This is a genomic window from Paenibacillus castaneae, assembly GCF_002884445.1.
Lineage (GTDB): Bacteria > Bacillota > Bacilli > Paenibacillales > Paenibacillaceae > Pristimantibacillus > Pristimantibacillus castaneae.
The window spans coordinates 962,797-981,029 of record NZ_KZ614144.1 but is presented as its reverse complement, the minus strand read 5'-3'; the positions used below and the strand labels follow the sequence as shown (position 1 = coordinate 981,029).

Sequence of the window (18,233 nt, the reverse complement as noted above, 5' to 3'; positions counted from 1 at the left end):
CTCTGCAAAAAGGGGAAAAGTATACCCGCTAAACCGCCGCGAGCTTCTCCGCCAATTTCGTAGCCTAGTCATTTACGGTGACTTAGTAGAGACTCTCAAGCCGATTCTTGAGATTATACGAAAAGATATGCTGTTGTTGTTTTCCGTTTTTAATTTTATAAAGAAGGGTATGTTTTGTCAACCACTTTCACGAACATTAACGTCATTTACCATTAAAATTATTCGTCTTTCAAAATTAATGTCATTTATTTCCTACCTTCACCCTTATATGGACGCTTAATCCTAGCTCCGTGCTCGCAGAAGGCATATTAGATAATAAGAATAATTCCAATATAGTGCCACACCAACTAGCCCCGTTTCACTTTAGACCCTAATTAGAATGACTAACTGTAAAAGCTACAGCTAATTTGTCTCGTCGGGTTTTTTAGAGCCCTTTAGCTGTATAAGCTCACGTTAATTCTATCGAAAACCTACACTTTACTAAGAAACTCCCGAATTAGCTGCAGTATTTCCAGTTAAAAGTAAATAGTTGGAGCCTTTCGAAGAAATAGATGTAGCTTTTCCAGTTACTTAATCCTGATCCTGAAGCCAAAAAAAACGTTTGACAAAAACTGTGAATTCAAATAAATTAAATGTATCAAGTAGATATATCTAAAAGATACATTTAGGAGTGGGAGCATGATTGAACAGGTTGTTTTGGGAATGCTCATACAAGGACAAATGAGCGGCTATGACATCAAAAAGATAACGGAACAGTCGGTTGGCATATTTTACAAAATGAGCTATGGCAGTCTTTATCCCGCACTCAAGCGGTTAGTCGAAAGCCAGTGGGTTACTGAGGAAGAAACGAACAACAGCAAAAACAAGAAGCTTTATTCCATCACAGATGAGGGCCGGAAGCAATTTCTGCTATGGCTGCGCGAGCCGCTGCAATCCAATAAAAGAGAATATCTGATCAAAATTTTCTTCTATGATTACCTCGATGAAGCGACAAGAACGCTTAACATTACGATGTACCAGCAATCCATCCAGCAAATTATCGCTCAAATAGAAGCCGTTCAATCCATTGTTACACAGGAACTAGCTGAGCTGGACAATAAAGACGATTATTACTACCGGGTTTCCGTTATGCATTACGGCTTGCATTTCTACAATATGGAAAACGAATGGCTCAAAAAAATAATACAAAAAGGGGAGTTTTAATTGAAAACAGCTGACAGCTTCAACGTAAAAAGACCGTATTTGATTATTATTTTGATTGAACTCATGCTGATGATATTTGTTGCTGGCGGGAGTGCCTACGTCTCCATCGCCGAATTGACGCATCCGCTTGCTCCGTTCTTCGGCTTTATTCCCATCGCGCTGTTTCTTCTCATTTATTTGTCGGTCAAAAGGAGATGGCATACGTTTTATTTCGACGGTCTGGCTAACCTGACAAAGAAGCAATGGCTGGATTATGCTCCCTTATTGCTCATATTAATTGTATTGGTAATCGGCAATAACGGATTTCAAGCCGCTTCCTTCTCGTTCTTCGCATATATGCTGCTATCTCAATTATTTTTGGTTGGATTCGTAGAAGAGGTTTTGTTCCGCGGAATCATGCTGCGTGTCCTTATGTCTAAAGGTACAGCTTTTGCTGTAATTGGCTCCAGCTTCTTATTCGGGATCACACATGCACTCCAGGCACTTAGTGGCCAGTCGCTGCAAAATACGATTTTGCAAATTGTCTATGCATTCCTAGTGGGGTTTGTATTGTCGCTGCTTGTTGTCAGAAATCGGGCCATTCTGCTGACGATTCTGTTCCACGGCTTGCATAATTTTATCAACTTCACTGGAAATGAACCAAGCACTCATCTGTATGATTACATCGTCATTGGTATTTTGGTTATTCAATTGGCGTTGCTGCTTGCTTCTAGTAGAAAGAATCAACTGTATAACAGCACCATTCCTGCATAAATCCACATTTACGAATCTTTTCAGACTGGTTTGGGCAAGATACTGTTTGGAACTGCGCTATCCGTAGCCATGTTCATACCAGCGAAGGAGTGATAATGGATGTCTGAACATAACGATCGTAAACGAAAAGAAGGTTCTGACCGCAGCATGACCAATATGGATGGCGTTGGTGAAACTGTAGGAACTGTAGGTGGCGGTGCTATGGGTGCTGTCGTGGGCTCCGCTTTGGGTCCCATTGGAACCATTGTAGGCGGCATCGCAGGCGCAGCGCTTGGCAACAAAGCGGGCGAAGCTGTTACAGATAGCGACGACGCTGACCACGAGAAAGATTAATCTGTTGCTGCCCAACTGCTAGTGATAAAAAAAACTCCCTCCTACTTGCTGAATATCGCAAGTAAAAGGGAGTTTTTTTCATTCTATTGCTGTCTATTCCCACTCAATTGATTATATTTTCGATAAAGGAAAGGAAATATCAAATACAGTTCCTTTTCCTACTTCACTTTTCACATTGATATTTCCCAACATACCTTTTATGATGCTGTATGAAATCATCATCCCAAGACCAGTACCTTTATCTTTGTTAGAATAATATGGCATTCCTAGACGACTAATTTGGTCATTTGTCATTCCAATTCCAGTATCGCTAATGGAGAGGATCACCTCATTGTTTCTCCTATAAGCTTCAATTTTAAGTACCCCTCTCTTATCTTCCATCGCTTCTAAACCATTTTTTGCAATGTTAATGATGCTTTGCCTTAGCTTTTTACGATCACCTAAAACTAACAAATTATTGTCATATTTCATCTTTACTTCTGCACCTATAAGATTTCCAACGGATGTTAACAAATTACAAATGTATTGGATTTCCTCACCTATATCCAATTTTTCTACTACCTCAGGATAAGGTTTTGCTAATGATAGGTAATCATTAATGATTTGCTCCGCACGATCAATTTCTTCTAAACAAATTCCTCCGTACATCTGTTTTTTGTCAGGATTTAGTTCTGTTTGAGTAAGTAGTTGAATAAATCCTCTAACTGTGGTCAGCGGATTTCTAATTTCATGCGCAACGGAAGCTGAAATAGCACTTGCGATGTTCATTTTTTCTGAAAACATTAATTCTTTTTTTAATTCAGCGTTTCTTCTAATCGATTCAATTATGTATACAGCTAATCCCATGAATAAACTTTGAACAATATAAAACATAAAAGCAGATAGGAGATTATAATCAGAATCAATAATTAGAATACTTGATATGCCAATCATTTTACAAACAAAAGAAAGTATAGAGGATGCGAGAATTTTATTAATTAAACTATATGAACGATATTTTTTTGATAAAGATATAATTACCATGAATGATATAGTAGAGGAAATTAAATTTAAATAAGCGCCTGTGCCGCCAATCATAAAACGAACACTAATAAGGGAGAAAAATAACATGATGGAAATTTTGGAGTTTCCATAAAAACAACCCAATATCAAAGGAATAATTCTAAGATCAAATATTAAACCTTTTACTTCTACAGGAGGAAAGTACATACATAAAATCATTGGGGTGGCAAATAAAAAAAAGATGACTACGTTTTTCAAAGCTTTTTTCTCATTCATCTTTTCATGAATTGTAAATTGATAAAAAATTAATGGGAACAATATGAAGAAAATATTAAGTAGAAACTTGCTTAATTCATAGTTAAATCCCATAAACTCGCACCTCTTTTAAGTAACATAACCTATCTCCTAATAATTGCGGGTTAAAGTTTGTTCGGCAGGAGTCATTCCCTAACTTTGCAGTAAGATTATACCATGTACTTTCAATTTTGCATTCAAATTAATACTTTGCCACACCCAAGAAATGATGCCATTAAATACAAAACCAGATGTAGGAAAAAATCCTCATCTGGTTTTTGCATGTTCGCTTAGACGCTCTATTTCACACTGCGTAGCTTCTATTTCATCGATTTTAGTTATAAAAAAACTCCCTTCTATTTGCAAAAAAACGCAAATAAAAGAGAGTGAATTTTGATACTCTATTGTTGCAGGTGTACATGGAGTCTCAATATCATCAATGCTGTAAGCCTTTATGTATCAAGGCTTCCGGGCGATTGACAACATTAATTATTTCCAGCCTATTCCCACTCAATGAAGCGGATAGTGCTTGTAATGCCTGATGTTATCACATTTCTAAGGTGTCACCACTACTTTGGAGACGATTTTGGCGACAATCGTTTCACCGTTTGATTACCGACGAATGTAAATTGCTTACTCGTAGCTGTTTCAATTTTGATAATACCTGCCATTGATTCGGCGACAGCATCATCAATGCCACGCCACAAATGGGCATAGTGTTTTAGGGTAATGTCTGGCGAACTGTGTCCGAGACGTTTTGAGACAACCAAAACCGAAGCATTTAATTCATTAATGAGAAAACTTACATGAGAATGACGTAGTCCTTTTGCCTGTATCACCGGAGCACCTGCAAGCTTGGCATAACGAGCAATAATTCTGCCAATCGTTGATTTTATCATAGGTAAGCCATCATATGAGAAAATGAAATCTATATTTCCATGTTGTGATTGTCGTTCTTTCCAAACACGTAACACTTCAAGCGTATCATTATCTAAAGCAAGCACCCTTTTTCCATCAACTGTTTTCGTATGGTTCTTCCGAATGTAATTCGTGCGACTCTTAGAAACTAGCATATGATGTACACGAAGCTGTTTTTTCTCAAAATCAACATCATTCCACCAGAGAGCAGTTCCTTCGTTCACACGAACACCTGTCATATAGTAGACCCACAACATCATAAAACACAAATGCTCATAAAAATCTTCGGTGTAAATTTTTGAAATTACTTTCTCAATTTCATCTTTTGTCCAATAAGCAACATCGGTTTTCACTTTTGAAATTGGTTTCACTTGATGAGCAACATTCTTATCAAGGTAATTGAGCGTGACCGCAAATTCAAGAATTTTCTTCAACATCCCAAAGACCAACGAAGCGTATGACTGTGAATATCCTGCCGCATTTTTATCTAGAAGCCACGTTCTGAAAAATTGAATATCGTGCAAAGTAATCTTCCGTAACGGCTTCTTTCCAAAACGTTCGAGCAGAATATTCAAAGATGGATTCCGTGACTCAAATGTATCTTCCGTCACCTCCGTCTTATAATGTGGAATGTAGACATTATTCATGAATTGTTCTAAGGTCATGCCATAATCAGAATATCCTTGAGTTTGCAAAAAGTCATTTTTCACACGGATAGCTTCCGCATAGGCTTCTTTTGCTGACTCAAATTTCTTTCCAGATTGCGACTTGCGACCTTTACGCTTGATACGTTTTCCTGTGATTTTGTCCGTACCTAAGCTTACCTCGTAATAGTATTGCCCATTATTGTCTTGAAAGATATCTTGGTAGCTAGTTTTTGACAAAGTTATTCCTCCGTTTTTTCGGACAACTCAACATCACCGATAACGGATTTTACTGCCTGTATGGGGACAACAGAAACACGCCGTCCCTCGTAAAACTCATACCCTTGTTGTACCATATAGTGTTTTGCTTGTCTAATGATATTGGAAGCTGTGTAAGGTGAGAAGCCCGCACGCTTTAAATCTTCTGAGTTCACCATTGTTTTACTCATCACCCTCCCCCATTTCTTTATATAATTTTCTAGTTAGTCTTTCTGAACTGTAACGTCTTGAGTCTAATAATCTTGAGAAGAAATACGTTTTATCTACGATCAACTCTAGCAACAAATAATCATTATTTCTTGCGTACATTACAAGTTCTTCAAATTCCTTAAAATCTTGTTCCGCTATTACATCAATAATGCTGTTCAAAAATTCACCAGTATTATGCTCAACAAGAAATTTTCCAAGTTCAAATCCACACCCCCACTCAATATCTTCTGTTTGGTAGGGTGTCTTATCTGGATTTTCAGCGTGTGTAAAATATTCATACATTCCCTTTGGAGACATCACAACCTCAACATGCTTTGGAGCGTTAATCTTTTCGCTAATTAGGCTTGAAACCTGTGAATAGCTCTTCAAAGAATCAAAGTATAGTGCACCGTGCTTGTGTGCTTTTTTCACTTCCCCTGTCTCTTTATTCACGTCCTTGTCGTGCCAAGGGCTTAACACATATGGTATATGCATTTCTTCTAGAATTTCTAAATAATTTTCGGGAGCACTCTCTTGATAGAAAATGAACGCCCATTTATTGCTTCTCTGCTCTTTTTTCTTTTCCATAGTTCATTTTCCTCGATTATTGATTATTGATCCCACGGGGGTCGTAGTAACCCCGTGGAATCTCTTTTCCCGCCATTGTAAATGGCAACATCATAATGTTATTTTGCTTGTATAATATTGTTCAACCACGCTCGGTAGAGGAACTAAATGAATGTAATCCTTTGCCCTGACTAACGCCTTACGCTTACGCTCCAGTTGTTGGCGTACATAGAGTTGAATGGTTTGATAAACCCAACCATTCAACTCTATGTACGTGAATTAAGACAGTTAACAATATTCATGCTATCTATAAAGAATAACGAAGCTTCTTTGCTTCTGCCCAAGGCAGGCAAGAGCTCCGCTATTCTTTATCTAATTTTTGTTCCATCAATCCTAATCCAGTGTTTGTATCGTTCAAAATTTGAGAACGTATAATTTGGAAAGCGACTTGATATTTCTTCCCGAATAATATCTTTTTTTTCCAAGATACATGTTTGTGCTTGAACACTATTAGGCAACTTGATAGTATAGGCGATTTTCTTTTTCCTAACATCAATGATGGATTTTCGCATTGCTTTATTATACTGATGAAGCTTGAAAACTCCTTCGCCTTTATGGTCTGCCTGTTTTATTAGGAATTGCCTCAAACGGAAGCTAACCCATATTGAATAGAACCAATTTGCTAATGAGTCGTGAACCATCCTTATTACCAATTCTGAAACTACCAGTATTAGCAATATTGCAATAGATAGAGCAATCACCCCATCCAATGTGTTAGATATTGTCCCTAATACTTTAGACATAAATAATGAGTATTCTGACAGAAATAAACTTGTTCCAGTGTCTAAAATACTTTCAATTATTTTGAATGCAACTCGAACTAAGAGGAGTATCAATGAAATAAATAACAGAAATCCGTTAATACGGAACGTCAGAATGAAGAATGATTTACTTGGTTTTCTCATCTACATGATTCCTTTCAATTCATTAAATGTTGGTGTTAGTAATGGAACAATTTGAAATGGGTGCTCGGAGTCAATAACCTGTATCAGTCCCGTCCCAATTCCTTGCGGAATCACAATCCCCTCCAAATCAAGGTCTGGAAATAAGAACTGGGTTGTCTTGCTATTGATGTTTCCCACTTGAATTAGAACGCTTATTTGCTCCCGGCATGAAATTGGGATTGCGTTATTGTCGAAACGTTGCGAAACCATCAGCAAGTGAACTTTTGAAGATCGTCCTAATAAGCAAATTTGCGAAAGGAGGCTGAAGAAAGCTTCTTTAATCGGTTTTGCCACACCATCACTCAATGCAAGCACCTCGTCAATTACCACCGTATAGTGTTCAAAGTCGGCTTGCGGGTCATTGTATAGCACCTGTTGCCGTTGATGAATCAGCTCCAAGCACTGGCTAAGCTCTGCATTCACACTTGACACAAAATCATTTTTATTTTGGCTGTCACTTGGCGCTATGACTTTGACATTGTTTTCTCTGCCCCATCTACTTGGCAAATCAAATTTAGGGTCAATAATTACGATCCTTGAACTCTTTTTCAAGACACATAAAAAATATGTCAACACATAGGACTTGCCTGAACCTGAATTCCCTGCGATAGCAATACTTGTAACTTTGTTTAAGTTGATAGTGAAGTTTTCCATTACAGGAACTTGGTTAAATGGCAAATCATCAACATATTTTTCTATATCCCGTATAATCAATCTTTTTGAAATACCTCGCTTCCAAGGGAAGAACAATGCTCGTTTTACATGGATATCTTCTGTATCCATTGGGACAAAATAGGCACCTGCTTGTTTTAATAAGGTGAAATCAGGATATAGAACGGCGTTACTAATAAGATAAATTTTTTGATAAAGCTCACTATCAACGACATAGCTTGCAGGAAGGCGAGGGATAAAGTAATAACCTTCGTCCGCTACCTTCACAGCAAATGAATTGGTGTAGGATGTCTCACCTACCTGAAGTGCCATGTTCAGAGCTTGTAGTAAGTATCCTTCAAGTTCTGAGTTTTTCATCATTTAACAAGCCGTACCCCTTCTGAACGGAAATACACGTTGGATCGAATTTCAATTGCTTCGAGTTTGTCTAATTTGATTTCTGAAAGAAACAGTGGAAGGGACGGTTTCTTCTCTAATTTTACAGCGAATGGAGTAACTCCCTCTTGAATGAAGAAAAGTTTATAACCTGTTACTTCATCTGTACGTTTACCATCAATCCAGTTATATTGTGTTTCTACTTGAGAGGAAACACTAATGATTGGTTTATCGTCTGAAATATACTGCTTTGCTGTATTCTCGTTGTATGCGTTTTGCGAATTTTTTGTTTTCATAAAGGTCTCCTTTTGCATGTTTAGATTAGCATTTGTACAGTATGACTAGTACATATTGCATAGATATGTTTATCTCTGGACTCGCGATTCCTTTGACTTTTTTATTCTCTGCTGTGTAGGTTACATAAAACCTGCATTCCCTTTACCTGTGTACCGTCATTTACCTTGAAGCCAAGCTCCCTAGCACATAGTAAAAACCTTTTCATTATGTGTTCATCACCTTGTAATTAAATTCAACATGGCCATGTCGTAACTTTATTGTAAAGGAGCCATATTCAGATAACGAGAACCTAAACGGCTAATTGAGGACATCATTTCCCGCGATTGTCACTATACGACTTTGTATAGTAAAATAAAGCTACATCCTACGAAAGGAGCGGAAACATGAACGACAAAAAAAGCTTGAATAAACGAAAAAAAGATATTGTAATTGGACGCGTTAAGGAATTAAGAGAATTAAAGAATCTTACACAACACGAATTTGCAGAAAGTATTGATGTTTCATCCAACACAATAAGCCGCATTGAGCGTGGAGAAATGAGCCTTTCATCTGACCTAGCTTTAAAAATTGCAGATACATACGGAATTAGCCTTGATTGGCTTTTTTATCGTGGCGATGATCAGTTAAGTCCTAAGCTTCGAGCAAATTTTGAAGAAGCCTTTAAATGTATGCAGGAAAGCACTTCAATTCCTATAAGCTTAAAAATCAACAAAAAAACGCCCTCGGATTAAAATCCAAGGGCAATGTGATAATATCAATTTCTAAAATTCAAATTTATAACCGTTATTATAGATTTATTAAATCTCTCCACCTACACCCTTGAACTTATCCACAAAGGCAGAGATTTTCTGAAAAACGCTCTGCTTTTTTGTTAAATACTGAGGATTAAGAGGACTCATTTTAGGTAGAACTTCATTAAGCTCCGTTCCATTTTCACTGGCATATTCTCTTTTTAATGAAGTTAAAATATATCTCTTTGCAGCCTCTTCATTAAGATTTTCAGCACTAATTAATTCTTCTGCTTCACGTTTTTGCTCAGTTTGAGCAAATGAGAAGAAAGCATCAATTATACTAGCTTTGTCATGAATACTATCTAGATCAGCTTGATTGATAAAATCAACCACCAAGCTTTCTTTAGCTCGGTTTCCTATACTAGAACGAATTAAGCGACGAACTTCTTCCACCAAGGATGCTTTATCTTTCGCTTTTTTGTTATGCTCAAATATTAGTTCAAGAATATAATCCAAATTGATCTCTTGGGATTTTAGAAGATCCACTTCAAAAACAACATCATCCCAATCGACAGAGGAATTACCTTTCTCCTTACCAGTCTTCTCACGGCGAATCCAATCACGAATATCATTGTAGGAAGAACGATAATCTTGAACAGTTCTTTCTTCTAACACTTGAATCTGTTGCATAACAGCTATGTCTTCATCCGTTACATAGTGTGTAGACTTAAAATCTTCTACTGCTTCGGGATCAGTCATATCTATTGTTTGTAAAGCTTTTAAACCTGAAAACTCATCATAGTTCTGTAGTATATTTTCAACACGCAAATATTCACCAAACAGCTTCACAAAATCTTTTTTATCCTTTTCAGTTTCAATTAAATCCACATCAGGAAAACGTTTCTTTAATTCTTTGACTACGTCAACGTATCCACGACGGGCTTCACCCGTTATCACATCGGTGAATCCTTCCATATACTCTTTATAACTTTTTTCTAGCACCACATTCTTAGTATTTTTATCTCCGAATAGCGTAATTGCGTCTACCGTTGCTTGTTCTAAATCTCTAAAAGTAACAATATTCCCAAAGGTTTTGGTGGAATCATAAATACGATTTGTTCTTGAGAAAGCTTGCATTAAGCCATGATATTTAAGATTTTTATCAACAAATAACGTATTTAATGTAGGTGCATCAAACCCAGTTAAGAACATGCCTACAACAATCAACAAATCAATCTCTTTATCTTTAACTCGTTTAGCAAGGTCACGATAATAATTTTGAAATTCCTTACTTTCTACGCCGTAGTTGGTCTTAAACATAGCATTATAGTCTTTGATGGCTAAACTCAAAAACTCTTTTGCACTACTATCCATAGCTGTTGGTTCAAACGTTTCATCAAGTATTTCACCTATTGCACTTTGCTCCTCATTCGCAGCGAAGGAGAAGATTGTCGCAATCTTAAGAGGTTTGCTACTCTCATGTTGTATGTTTTTTAATGATTCATAGTAAAGTTTGGCTGCGTCAACACTACTCACAGCAAACATGGCATTAAACCCTTGTCCAGTCGCATTTAAACGATGGGTCTTTATTCGAAAATTATGAACAATATACTGAGAGATTTCTTTAATCCGCTCAGGATGTAGTAATGCTTCTCTATTTTCTGCTGCCGAGAGCTTCTTCTCGTCCTGTTCTTTTTCAATAGATTTGAACTTGGGACGTACATCGTTATAATCGACTTTGAACTTTAATACTTTCTCATCTCTAATGGCATCCGTAATGACATAAGAATGTAACTCTCGGCCGAAGACAGAAGCAGTCGTATCAGAACCTAATGCATTTTGTGGGAATATAGGTGTACCCGTAAATCCGAATTGATAGAACTTCTTAAACTTCTTTTTAATATTTTTTTGCGCTTCACCAAATTGTGAACGGTGGGCTTCATCAAATATAAATACCACTTGCTTATGATAGATAGGTAAGTCCGCTTCGCTTTTCATTAGGTTGTTCAGTTTTTGAATCGTCGTCACAATAATTTTGTTATCATCTTTATCCATGTTACGCTTTAAGCCTGCGGTACTCTCTGAACCATTAACACTGTCAGGAGAAAACCGCTGATACTCTTTCATCGTCTGGAAATCTAGGTCTTTCCGATCTACAACAAAAAATACTTTATCGATAAAATCCAGTTCAGTAGCCAATCTAGCTGCTTTAAAACTCGTAAGCGTTTTCCCCGAACCTGTTGTATGCCATATATATCCGCCGCTCTCAATGGCACTCCACTTGCGGGATTGGTATGTACTCTTAATTTTCCACAATATTCTCTCTGCAGCAGCAATTTGATAAGGCCGCATGATCAACAGATTATCACTCACATCAAACACAGAATATCGCAGTAATACATTCAACAAAGTATCTTTCTGAAAAAATGTAGCTGTAAAGTCTTTTATATCTTTAATTAAGATATTGTCTGCTTTAGCCCAATTCATCGTAAAATCAAAACTATTTTTGTCTCGTTTCGTCGTATTCGCAAAATATCGGCTATCTGTCCCATTAGAAATGACGAATATCTGCACATATTTAAAGAGAGAGTTGTCAGAATTAAAACTCTCTTTGCTATAGCGATGAACCTGATTAAAGGCTTCACGAATCGCAATCCCGCGCTTTTTGAGCTCTACTTGCACTAACGGCAAGCCATTGACCAAGATAGTTACATCATAACGATTAGTATGCGTTCCTTTTTGTTCAAATTGCGAAATGACCTGCACTTTATTGTTTGCAACATTGTTTTTGTCTACTAGATAAATATTTTGAATATGCCCATCGTCAAACACAAAGTCATAAATATAATCGTCATGTATTTTACGAGTTTTATCAATGTGGTTATCGCTAGGCTTATCTAAGTACTGCTCACAAAATCTAATCCATTCCGCATCGGAAAACTGCATATGATTCAGATTTTGCAACTGTACACGAGCATTAGCGAGCAAGGCTTCAGGAGTTATGACACTTGGTAGATGTTCGTACCCTTGATTAACTAGATCTTGAATCAATTCTCGCTCTAAGTTAGCCTCTGTCTGATAGCCAACCCCTTGTTCTGCTATCTTGCTATATTTATCTAGAACTATGTAGTTGTTTGATTCTGCGATAGGGTTGAAATCATACACCTTTATTCCTCCTTCCAATAGCTATAGTTACTTATTAAATGTTCAAATAATAGTCTAACCGTTTGTTTTTCTTGAGGAGAGGGTTCTGCTACAGTTTCATCTGCCAGTGTAGAATGACTTGTAAATTGTATAATACGATTATAATATGTTTCTTTGTTATCAGGTAATAATTGTTTCCACTTTGGAAATCCAAGAAAACTCGCCGTTTTTTCATACAGATTTCTCAAAAGCATAAAATGGTATTTTTGTATCTTATTATCCTCAATAGCTTGCTCAATAGTCTTCTTCAAATGCAAATGATAGGAGAAACTATTGTTGGAATCTCCATCTTTTCCTTCTAATTCAAAAGTACCATCTTCTTGACGGTCAATAATGTAGCAGTTCTTTGAAGCAAGTTCATTATAGAGCACATTGTAAAATACAGGATTGTGTGTCGTAATAATAAACTTTAGCGTTCTAGATTCACTTTTTTTGATCAAATGAGCCAAATCTACAGCTAGCTGAATCAGATGGTTATCGTCTAGTGAAGTTACAGGATCATCTATAAATATATATTCCAGTTGATCAAATTGATCTGTCTCTCTATCCGTTGGTTCAACTATATTTAATACTTCAATAACTTGTTCGAGTAGAGAATAAAAAACAGACCATATAAAGTTACTTTCTTCTCCTTTTGAAATCTTAATATTATTTGAAGGTTCATCATTACCACGTTCATATGAAAAGGTAATTTCTGTAAATGATCCTACAGTTACGTCATTACCATCCTTATCTTTAATAACATATTCTTCATTAAAATGTGGCGTTAATTTTTCGTCAGTATAATGCTGAAAAATAGAAATAATATTTCTATCTTGTCCTTGCACTTCAAAAATCCATTTTGTAAATGAGTTGGGATGAATTTTAAGTTTTGGTTCAGCATCATTTTCTAGGTCATTATCCCAATAAAATAAATCTTCTGTAAAAGCATTGTAGTAAAAAATTTTATTACTAGCTGCTTCTGATTCCTCTAACTCCGTATCCCCATATACTTTCGGTGCCACTAACGATTTGAATTCCCTTGAAAGTCTTGTTTTTCCGTTTCCATTAAAGGCATAAATTAATTGAACTTTTTTATCATTATCTTTTAACTTTTGTGCGATTTCAATTAAACTCTTTCCCATACTATACTTCTACCTCACTTTTCGGAAATGAAAGTAGCATATTACGATAATATTCATATTGCTTTTGACGCAACTCTATTTCGCGTGATAAACCCTCCGTAATAGAAGATGTCAAGGCAGCGAATTTGTCTAAAATAGATACGATGCGCGTTTGTTCTTCGAGAGTTGGGATGGGAATTTTAAAATCCGAGATTTGTTGTAAATTTAAATTTGGCTGCGCTGATGCTTTGTTGTACTTTGCGATATATTCCTTCATTGTGTTTGTTTGCATATAATAGAATACAAACTTCACATTAACACTCTCACCTAATCGTACAATAGCAAGTGCCTGATTTGTATTGGCAGGTAAGATGCTTTTTTCGACTACTGCACATTTCCCAATTGTTGCTCCAGCAATTGCAAACAAAATATCGTTTTCTTCTAAAGTTGACCTTTTAAGTTCCTTGACATGTGTTTCTTTAGTTATAAATACAAATTTTGACGGATCTATTTTACTATTATTGAAACTTTCCAGTTTCACAAAATTAATACCACTAACTGTGAATACCTTTGGGGTAGTTCCTTTGGTTATCAATTTAGTAACATCCCCCAACGTCTTCCACTCAACCTCACCCTCTTCAAAAGTCAACAACTTATCACGATAGTATTCACATTGCTTTTTACGATCTGTAAGCTCTACTGTAAGCTCTGCTGTAAGCTCTGCTGTAAGCTCTGTGAAAGCGTCCAAAATACGAACGATTTCCGCTTGTACTTTAAGGGGTGGGATGGGTATTTCTAAAGATTTAATAATGTCTGAGTTTAGATTACTTACTGAGCCACTGTTAATCTTACTAATCCAATAGCTTTGAACTAAATCTGAAGAAAGGTAATGGTATAAATAATCGGAAATCAATTTATCCCCAAAATCACTAATTGACGCCCATCCATCGTGTATAGCCCCATCAATATTTAGAATGTAAGGTCGTCCAAAGCTCATAGAGTTGGACATTATGAAATCACCTTTTTTTAGTATTCTTGATTTCATAGCACCTTCTGGTGTAACTCTTTGTTCTGTCTTATTCACATATTTTGAATTAGGTGAAGTGTCACCTATTTTAATCCAAGGAACACCATCTTCTTTATCAGTAATAAACTTCGCTATAGGTCGAGGTGAAGCACCTCTTTGGATTTTAGCAACTTCACCAAACGTCTTCCACTCAACCTCAACCCCCTCAAGAAGTTTCTCCATATAATTCGGCTTACTCATGATTCCATCCCCTCAATAATGTCATCAATTTCGGCACGAAGTTGGTCAATCTTTGTCACTGTCGTTTTTATTTCTGTATTCAGCTCATTTATATCTATGACTTCCCTAGTATCTCTTGCTTCCACATATGAGCTAACCGATATGTTGTACTCATTCTGAACGATTGCATCATAATCGACGGATTTTGCAACGTGATCAATATCTTTCTTGCTGTCAAACATGTTCATAATTTGCTCAATATGGTCATCTGTGAGGATGTTATTATTGGTCTCTTTCTTATAGAAGTCCACACCACTTGCGTCAATAAATTGAGTCGTATTACTTGTTTTATGTTTAGATAGAACTAAGATATTAACTGCTATTGAAGTTCCGAAAAACAGGTTCGGTGCTAATGAAATTACTGTTTCTACAAAGTTATTATCGATCAAATATTTTCTGATTTTCTGCTCGGCCCCTCCTCTATAAAATATACCAGGAAAACATACGATAGCTGCCCGACCTTTACTAGAAAGATAACTAAGAGAGTGAAGTACAAAGGCGAAGTCAGCTTTCGATTTGGGAGCTAATACACCTGCTGGAGCAAATCTCTCATCATTAATAAGCGTTGGATCATCACTACCAATCCAATTCACAGAATAAGGTGGATTAGATACAATGGCATCAAAAGGCTTATCGTCACCATAATGAGGATCTAATAGTGTATTCCCTAAAGCAATATTAAACTTATCGTAGTTAATGTTGTGTAGAAACATATTCATACGCGCAAGGTTATACGTTGTATGATTAATCTCCTGCCCGTAGAAACCATCTTCGATGATATGATCATCAAACTGTTTTTTGGCTTGCAGTAGCAATGAACCTGATCCTGCTGCTGGGTCATAAATCTTATTAATGGTCGTTTGCTTGTGTATCGCCAATTGTGCAATAAGTTTGGATACATTCTGCGGTGTAAAAAATTCTCCTCCAGATTTCCCTGCGTTAGCAGCATAATTTGAGATTAAATACTCATAGGCATCACCGAACAAATCAATGTGACTATTCTCAAAATCACCAAAATTAAGACCATCAACGCCCTTGATGACAGCAGCCAAACGACTGTTTTTGTCTTTCACAGTATTTCCTAGTCTATTACTTGTAGTATCGAAATCAGCGAACAATCCTTTAATATCTAACTCAGATGGATAACCGTTCGCTGAGCTTTCAATAGCTGAGAATATAGCAGCTAAATCTGTATTCAAGCTTTCATTTGTATTAGCGGTTTTTGCGATATTAACGAACAACTGACTTGGATAGATGAAATACCCTTTTGTTTTGATCGCATCGTCTTTAATTTCTTTCGTGATAATAGCATCAGGAAGTTCAGCATACTTGATACTTTCGTCTCCAGCTTCAATATACCCAGAGAAGTTTTCACTAATAAAACGATAAAATAGTGTTCCCAGAACATATTGTTTGAAATCCCATCCATCGACCGAGCCACGGACATCATTGGCTATCTTCCATATTTGAGATTGTAATTCGGCACGTTGTGTTGCACTTGACATTCGTGTTCCTCCAATTTTCCTATTATCTGTTTTATTATGCTTTCACAAGATACCCTAATGACATGATTGATTGTACCACCACATTATACACCATACTCCGATTCTCCACATGTGTCGTAGCAAATAAAAACTCTCACCGACAATCATTCGGCGAGAGTTTTTGGCGACAATCTTGGAGACAATTCAAAAGAATTTTGGTCTCAGAAAGTCATATGAGTTTTACCTAAATGGCATAAAATCAACGTATTTCAGTGTATAGAGTGTCGCTTGATTATTCCCACTCAATTGTTGCTGGTGGCTTAGAAGTTACGTCATAGACGATACGGTTTACGTTGTCTACTTCGTTAACGATACGTACAGAGATTTTCTCTAAGATATCCCAAGGGATACGAGCCCAGTCAGCTGTCATACCGTCGATGGAAGTAACTGCGCGGATGCCGACTGTGTACGAGTACGTACGGGCATCGCCCATAACACCTACGCTCTTCATGTTCGGAAGTGCAGTGAAGTACTGCCAAATTTCACGGTCAAGACCCGCTTTCGCAATCTCATCGCGAAGAATCGCATCCGATTCACGAACGATATGAAGCTTCTCCTCGGTCACTTCGCCAAGAACACGAATAGCAAGACCCGGACCTGGGAATGGCTGACGCCATACGATCGCTTCTGGAAGGCCGCACTCCTCGCCCACTTTACGAACCTCATCCTTGAACAACGCTTTAAGAGGCTCGATAAGCTTGAACTTAATATCCTCCGGCAAGCCGCCGACATTATGATGGGATTTGATCGTTTGCGCTGTAGCTGTGCCGCTCTCTACAATATCTGTGTAAAGCGTGCCTTGCGCCAAGAACTCATAATCAGCCAGTTTGTCTGATTCCTCTTGGAATACATAAATAAACTCGTTGCCGATAATTTTACGTTTTTGCTCTGGATCGTCTACGCCCTTCAGCTTGCCAAGGAAACGCTCCTGTGCATCGATCTTAATAACCTGCATATCGAATTTACCAACAAAGGTTTCCATAACGCCTTCTGCTTCACCTTTGCGCAGCAAGCCATGGTCGATAAACATACAAGTAAGCTGAGATCCGATCGCTTTATGAAGCAAAATAGCTACAACGGAAGAATCTACGCCGCCGGAAAGCGCACATAGCACCTTTTTGTCGCCAACTTCATTGCGAATATCTTGGATAGCATCCTCGATGAATGATTCCATCGTCCAATTGCCATCGCAATCACAAACATTGTAAAGGAAGTTACGAATCATTTCATTTCCGAATTCAGAGTGACGAACCTCTGGGTGGAATTGAACACCGTAAAACTTCCGGTCTCTGTCGCTCATTGCTGCGATTGGAGCATGGTCCGTGCTTGCATCAACTTGGAAGCCTGTTGGCAAAGTCACTACGTGGTCGCCGTGGCTCATCCAAACCGTTTGAACCTTGTCCAGTCCGAAGGAGATTTGATTTCCTTCCACAAATTCAACCTCTGCTTTGCCGTACTCGCGTTTGCCTGCGCGCTCTACTTTACCATTGAGCTGATGCGACATAAGCTGCATACCGTAGCAAATACCGAAAATTGGAATGTTCAAATCATAAATCGCCGGATCTACAAGTGGTGAATTTTCTTCATAAACACTAGCCGGTCCTCCCGAGAATACGATACCTTTAGGCTGCAATTCACGGATCCGTTCTGCCGGTGTGTTATAAGGCAAAAGCTCGCTGTATACGCCCAAATCACGAATACGGCGTGCAATTAGTTGGTTGTATTGTCCTCCAAAATCAAGAACAACGATGATTTCATTCTGTTTAGTCATTACCGAGCCTCCCTCAATAGATGTAGTAATTATATATAAGGCGC

The 18,233-nt window shown here is 37.5% G+C and carries 16 protein-coding genes and 1 riboswitch; of the genes, 4 read left to right on the top strand and 12 right to left on the bottom strand.

The features are described from left to right. Positions 1-40: 40 nt before the first annotated feature. Positions 41-141, bottom strand: a riboswitch (purine riboswitch). Positions 142-678: 537 nt separating this feature from the next. The 3 genes from CEF13_RS04140 to CEF13_RS04130 all read left to right on the top strand — a co-directional run bounded on the left by CEF13_RS04140 (position 679) and on the right by CEF13_RS04130 (position 2,289). After that, positions 679-1,203 (top strand): PadR family transcriptional regulator, encoded by a 525-nt coding sequence (locus CEF13_RS04140; RefSeq protein WP_102709554.1) that lies wholly within the window; start codon positions 679-681, stop codon positions 1,201-1,203. Continuing rightward, on the top strand, positions 1,204-1,956 hold the full coding sequence (locus CEF13_RS04135) for a CPBP family intramembrane glutamic endopeptidase (RefSeq protein ID WP_102709553.1): 753 nt from the start codon (positions 1,204-1,206) through the stop codon (positions 1,954-1,956). Positions 1,957-2,055: 99 nt separating this feature from the next. Then, entirely contained in the window at positions 2,056-2,289 is a 234-nt protein-coding gene (locus CEF13_RS04130; protein WP_102709552.1) for a glycine zipper domain-containing protein, read from the top strand. A 111-nt stretch (positions 2,290-2,400) separates the two neighbouring features. Here the strand turns inward: CEF13_RS04130 and CEF13_RS04125 are convergent, their stop codons facing one another. The 7 genes from CEF13_RS04125 to CEF13_RS04095 form a co-directional block, all read right to left on the bottom strand. After that, positions 2,401-3,660, bottom strand: a complete 1,260-nt coding sequence (locus tag CEF13_RS04125) for an ATP-binding protein (protein WP_102709551.1) — start codon at positions 3,658-3,660, stop codon at positions 2,401-2,403. 494 nt (positions 3,661-4,154) lie between these two features. Continuing rightward, positions 4,155-5,387, bottom strand: a complete 1,233-nt coding sequence (locus CEF13_RS04120; RefSeq protein ID WP_102709550.1) for a tyrosine-type recombinase/integrase — start codon at positions 5,385-5,387, stop codon at positions 4,155-4,157. 2 nt (positions 5,388-5,389) lie between these two features. Then, the gene (locus CEF13_RS04115; protein ID WP_102709549.1) at positions 5,390-5,596 is read right to left on the bottom strand and encodes a DUF3173 family protein; all 207 of its coding nucleotides are present in this window, start codon (positions 5,594-5,596) and stop codon (positions 5,390-5,392) included. After that, a complete protein-coding gene (locus CEF13_RS04110) occupies positions 5,589-6,203 on the bottom strand; it encodes a replication protein (RefSeq protein WP_102709548.1) in 615 nt (204 codons plus the stop codon). The genes CEF13_RS04115 and CEF13_RS04110 overlap by 8 nt, the downstream gene beginning before the upstream one ends. A gap of 347 nt (positions 6,204-6,550) precedes the next feature. Next, positions 6,551-7,147: a hypothetical protein gene (locus CEF13_RS04105; RefSeq protein ID WP_102709547.1), complete on the bottom strand. Its 597-nt coding sequence runs from the start codon at positions 7,145-7,147 to the stop codon at positions 6,551-6,553. Then, positions 7,148-8,218 carry a helicase HerA domain-containing protein gene (locus CEF13_RS04100; protein WP_166742855.1) on the bottom strand — a complete coding sequence of 357 codons (1,071 nt, stop codon included), beginning with the start codon at positions 8,216-8,218 and terminating at the stop codon, positions 7,148-7,150. Continuing rightward, positions 8,215-8,529, bottom strand: coding sequence for a hypothetical protein (locus tag CEF13_RS04095; RefSeq protein ID WP_102709546.1), 315 nt, complete (start codon positions 8,527-8,529; stop codon positions 8,215-8,217). Before CEF13_RS04095 ends, CEF13_RS04100 begins: the two co-directional genes overlap by 4 nt. 384 nt (positions 8,530-8,913) lie before the next feature. Between CEF13_RS04095 and CEF13_RS04090 the strand changes: the two genes are divergently transcribed. Further along, positions 8,914-9,261, top strand: coding sequence for a helix-turn-helix domain-containing protein (locus CEF13_RS04090; protein WP_102709545.1), 348 nt, complete (start codon positions 8,914-8,916; stop codon positions 9,259-9,261). A gap of 66 nt (positions 9,262-9,327) precedes the next feature. Here CEF13_RS04090 and CEF13_RS04085 read toward each other — a convergent pair whose 3' ends face one another. From CEF13_RS04085 to guaA, 5 genes are all read right to left on the bottom strand, one after another. Next, on the bottom strand, positions 9,328-12,426 hold the full coding sequence (locus tag CEF13_RS04085) for a type I restriction endonuclease subunit R (protein ID WP_102709544.1): 3,099 nt from the start codon (positions 12,424-12,426) through the stop codon (positions 9,328-9,330). Between the two features lie 2 nt (positions 12,427-12,428). Beyond that, positions 12,429-13,589 (bottom strand): ATP-binding protein, encoded by a 1,161-nt coding sequence (locus CEF13_RS04080; RefSeq protein ID WP_102709543.1) that lies wholly within the window; start codon positions 13,587-13,589, stop codon positions 12,429-12,431. A gap of 1 nt (position 13,590) precedes the next feature. Further along, positions 13,591-14,835, bottom strand: coding sequence for a restriction endonuclease subunit S (locus tag CEF13_RS04075; protein ID WP_102709542.1), 1,245 nt, complete (start codon positions 14,833-14,835; stop codon positions 13,591-13,593). Beyond that, positions 14,832-16,379 carry a type I restriction-modification system subunit M gene (locus tag CEF13_RS04070; protein ID WP_102709541.1) on the bottom strand — a complete coding sequence of 516 codons (1,548 nt, stop codon included), beginning with the start codon at positions 16,377-16,379 and terminating at the stop codon, positions 14,832-14,834. The genes CEF13_RS04075 and CEF13_RS04070 overlap by 4 nt, the downstream gene beginning before the upstream one ends. 271 nt (positions 16,380-16,650) lie before the next feature. Then, positions 16,651-18,189, bottom strand: a complete 1,539-nt coding sequence (gene guaA, locus CEF13_RS04065) for a glutamine-hydrolyzing GMP synthase (RefSeq protein ID WP_102709540.1) — start codon at positions 18,187-18,189, stop codon at positions 16,651-16,653. Positions 18,190-18,233: the final 44 nt, after the last annotated feature.

Coding starts and splice junctions, on each gene's coding strand:
- CEF13_RS04080 (WP_102709543.1), bottom strand. CDS start 13,589: ATGGGAAAGAGTTTAATTGAAATCGCACAAAAGTTAAAAGATAATGAT.
- CEF13_RS04130 (WP_102709552.1), top strand. CDS start 2,056: ATGTCTGAACATAACGATCGTAAACGAAAAGAAGGTTCTGACCGCAGC.
- CEF13_RS04115 (WP_102709549.1), bottom strand. CDS start 5,596: ATGAGTAAAACAATGGTGAACTCAGAAGATTTAAAGCGTGCGGGCTTC.
- CEF13_RS04095 (WP_102709546.1), bottom strand. CDS start 8,529: ATGAAAACAAAAAATTCGCAAAACGCATACAACGAGAATACAGCAAAG.
- guaA (WP_102709540.1), bottom strand. CDS start 18,189: ATGACTAAACAGAATGAAATCATCGTTGTTCTTGATTTTGGAGGACAA.
- CEF13_RS04070 (WP_102709541.1), bottom strand. CDS start 16,379: ATGTCAAGTGCAACACAACGTGCCGAATTACAATCTCAAATATGGAAG.
- CEF13_RS04090 (WP_102709545.1), top strand. CDS start 8,914: ATGAACGACAAAAAAAGCTTGAATAAACGAAAAAAAGATATTGTAATT.
- CEF13_RS04110 (WP_102709548.1), bottom strand. CDS start 6,203: ATGGAAAAGAAAAAAGAGCAGAGAAGCAATAAATGGGCGTTCATTTTC.
- CEF13_RS04140 (WP_102709554.1), top strand. CDS start 679: ATGATTGAACAGGTTGTTTTGGGAATGCTCATACAAGGACAAATGAGC.
- CEF13_RS04075 (WP_102709542.1), bottom strand. CDS start 14,835: ATGAGTAAGCCGAATTATATGGAGAAACTTCTTGAGGGGGTTGAGGTT.
- CEF13_RS04105 (WP_102709547.1), bottom strand. CDS start 7,147: ATGAGAAAACCAAGTAAATCATTCTTCATTCTGACGTTCCGTATTAAC.
- CEF13_RS04125 (WP_102709551.1), bottom strand. CDS start 3,660: ATGGGATTTAACTATGAATTAAGCAAGTTTCTACTTAATATTTTCTTC.
- CEF13_RS04100 (WP_166742855.1), bottom strand. CDS start 8,218: ATGATGAAAAACTCAGAACTTGAAGGATACTTACTACAAGCTCTGAAC.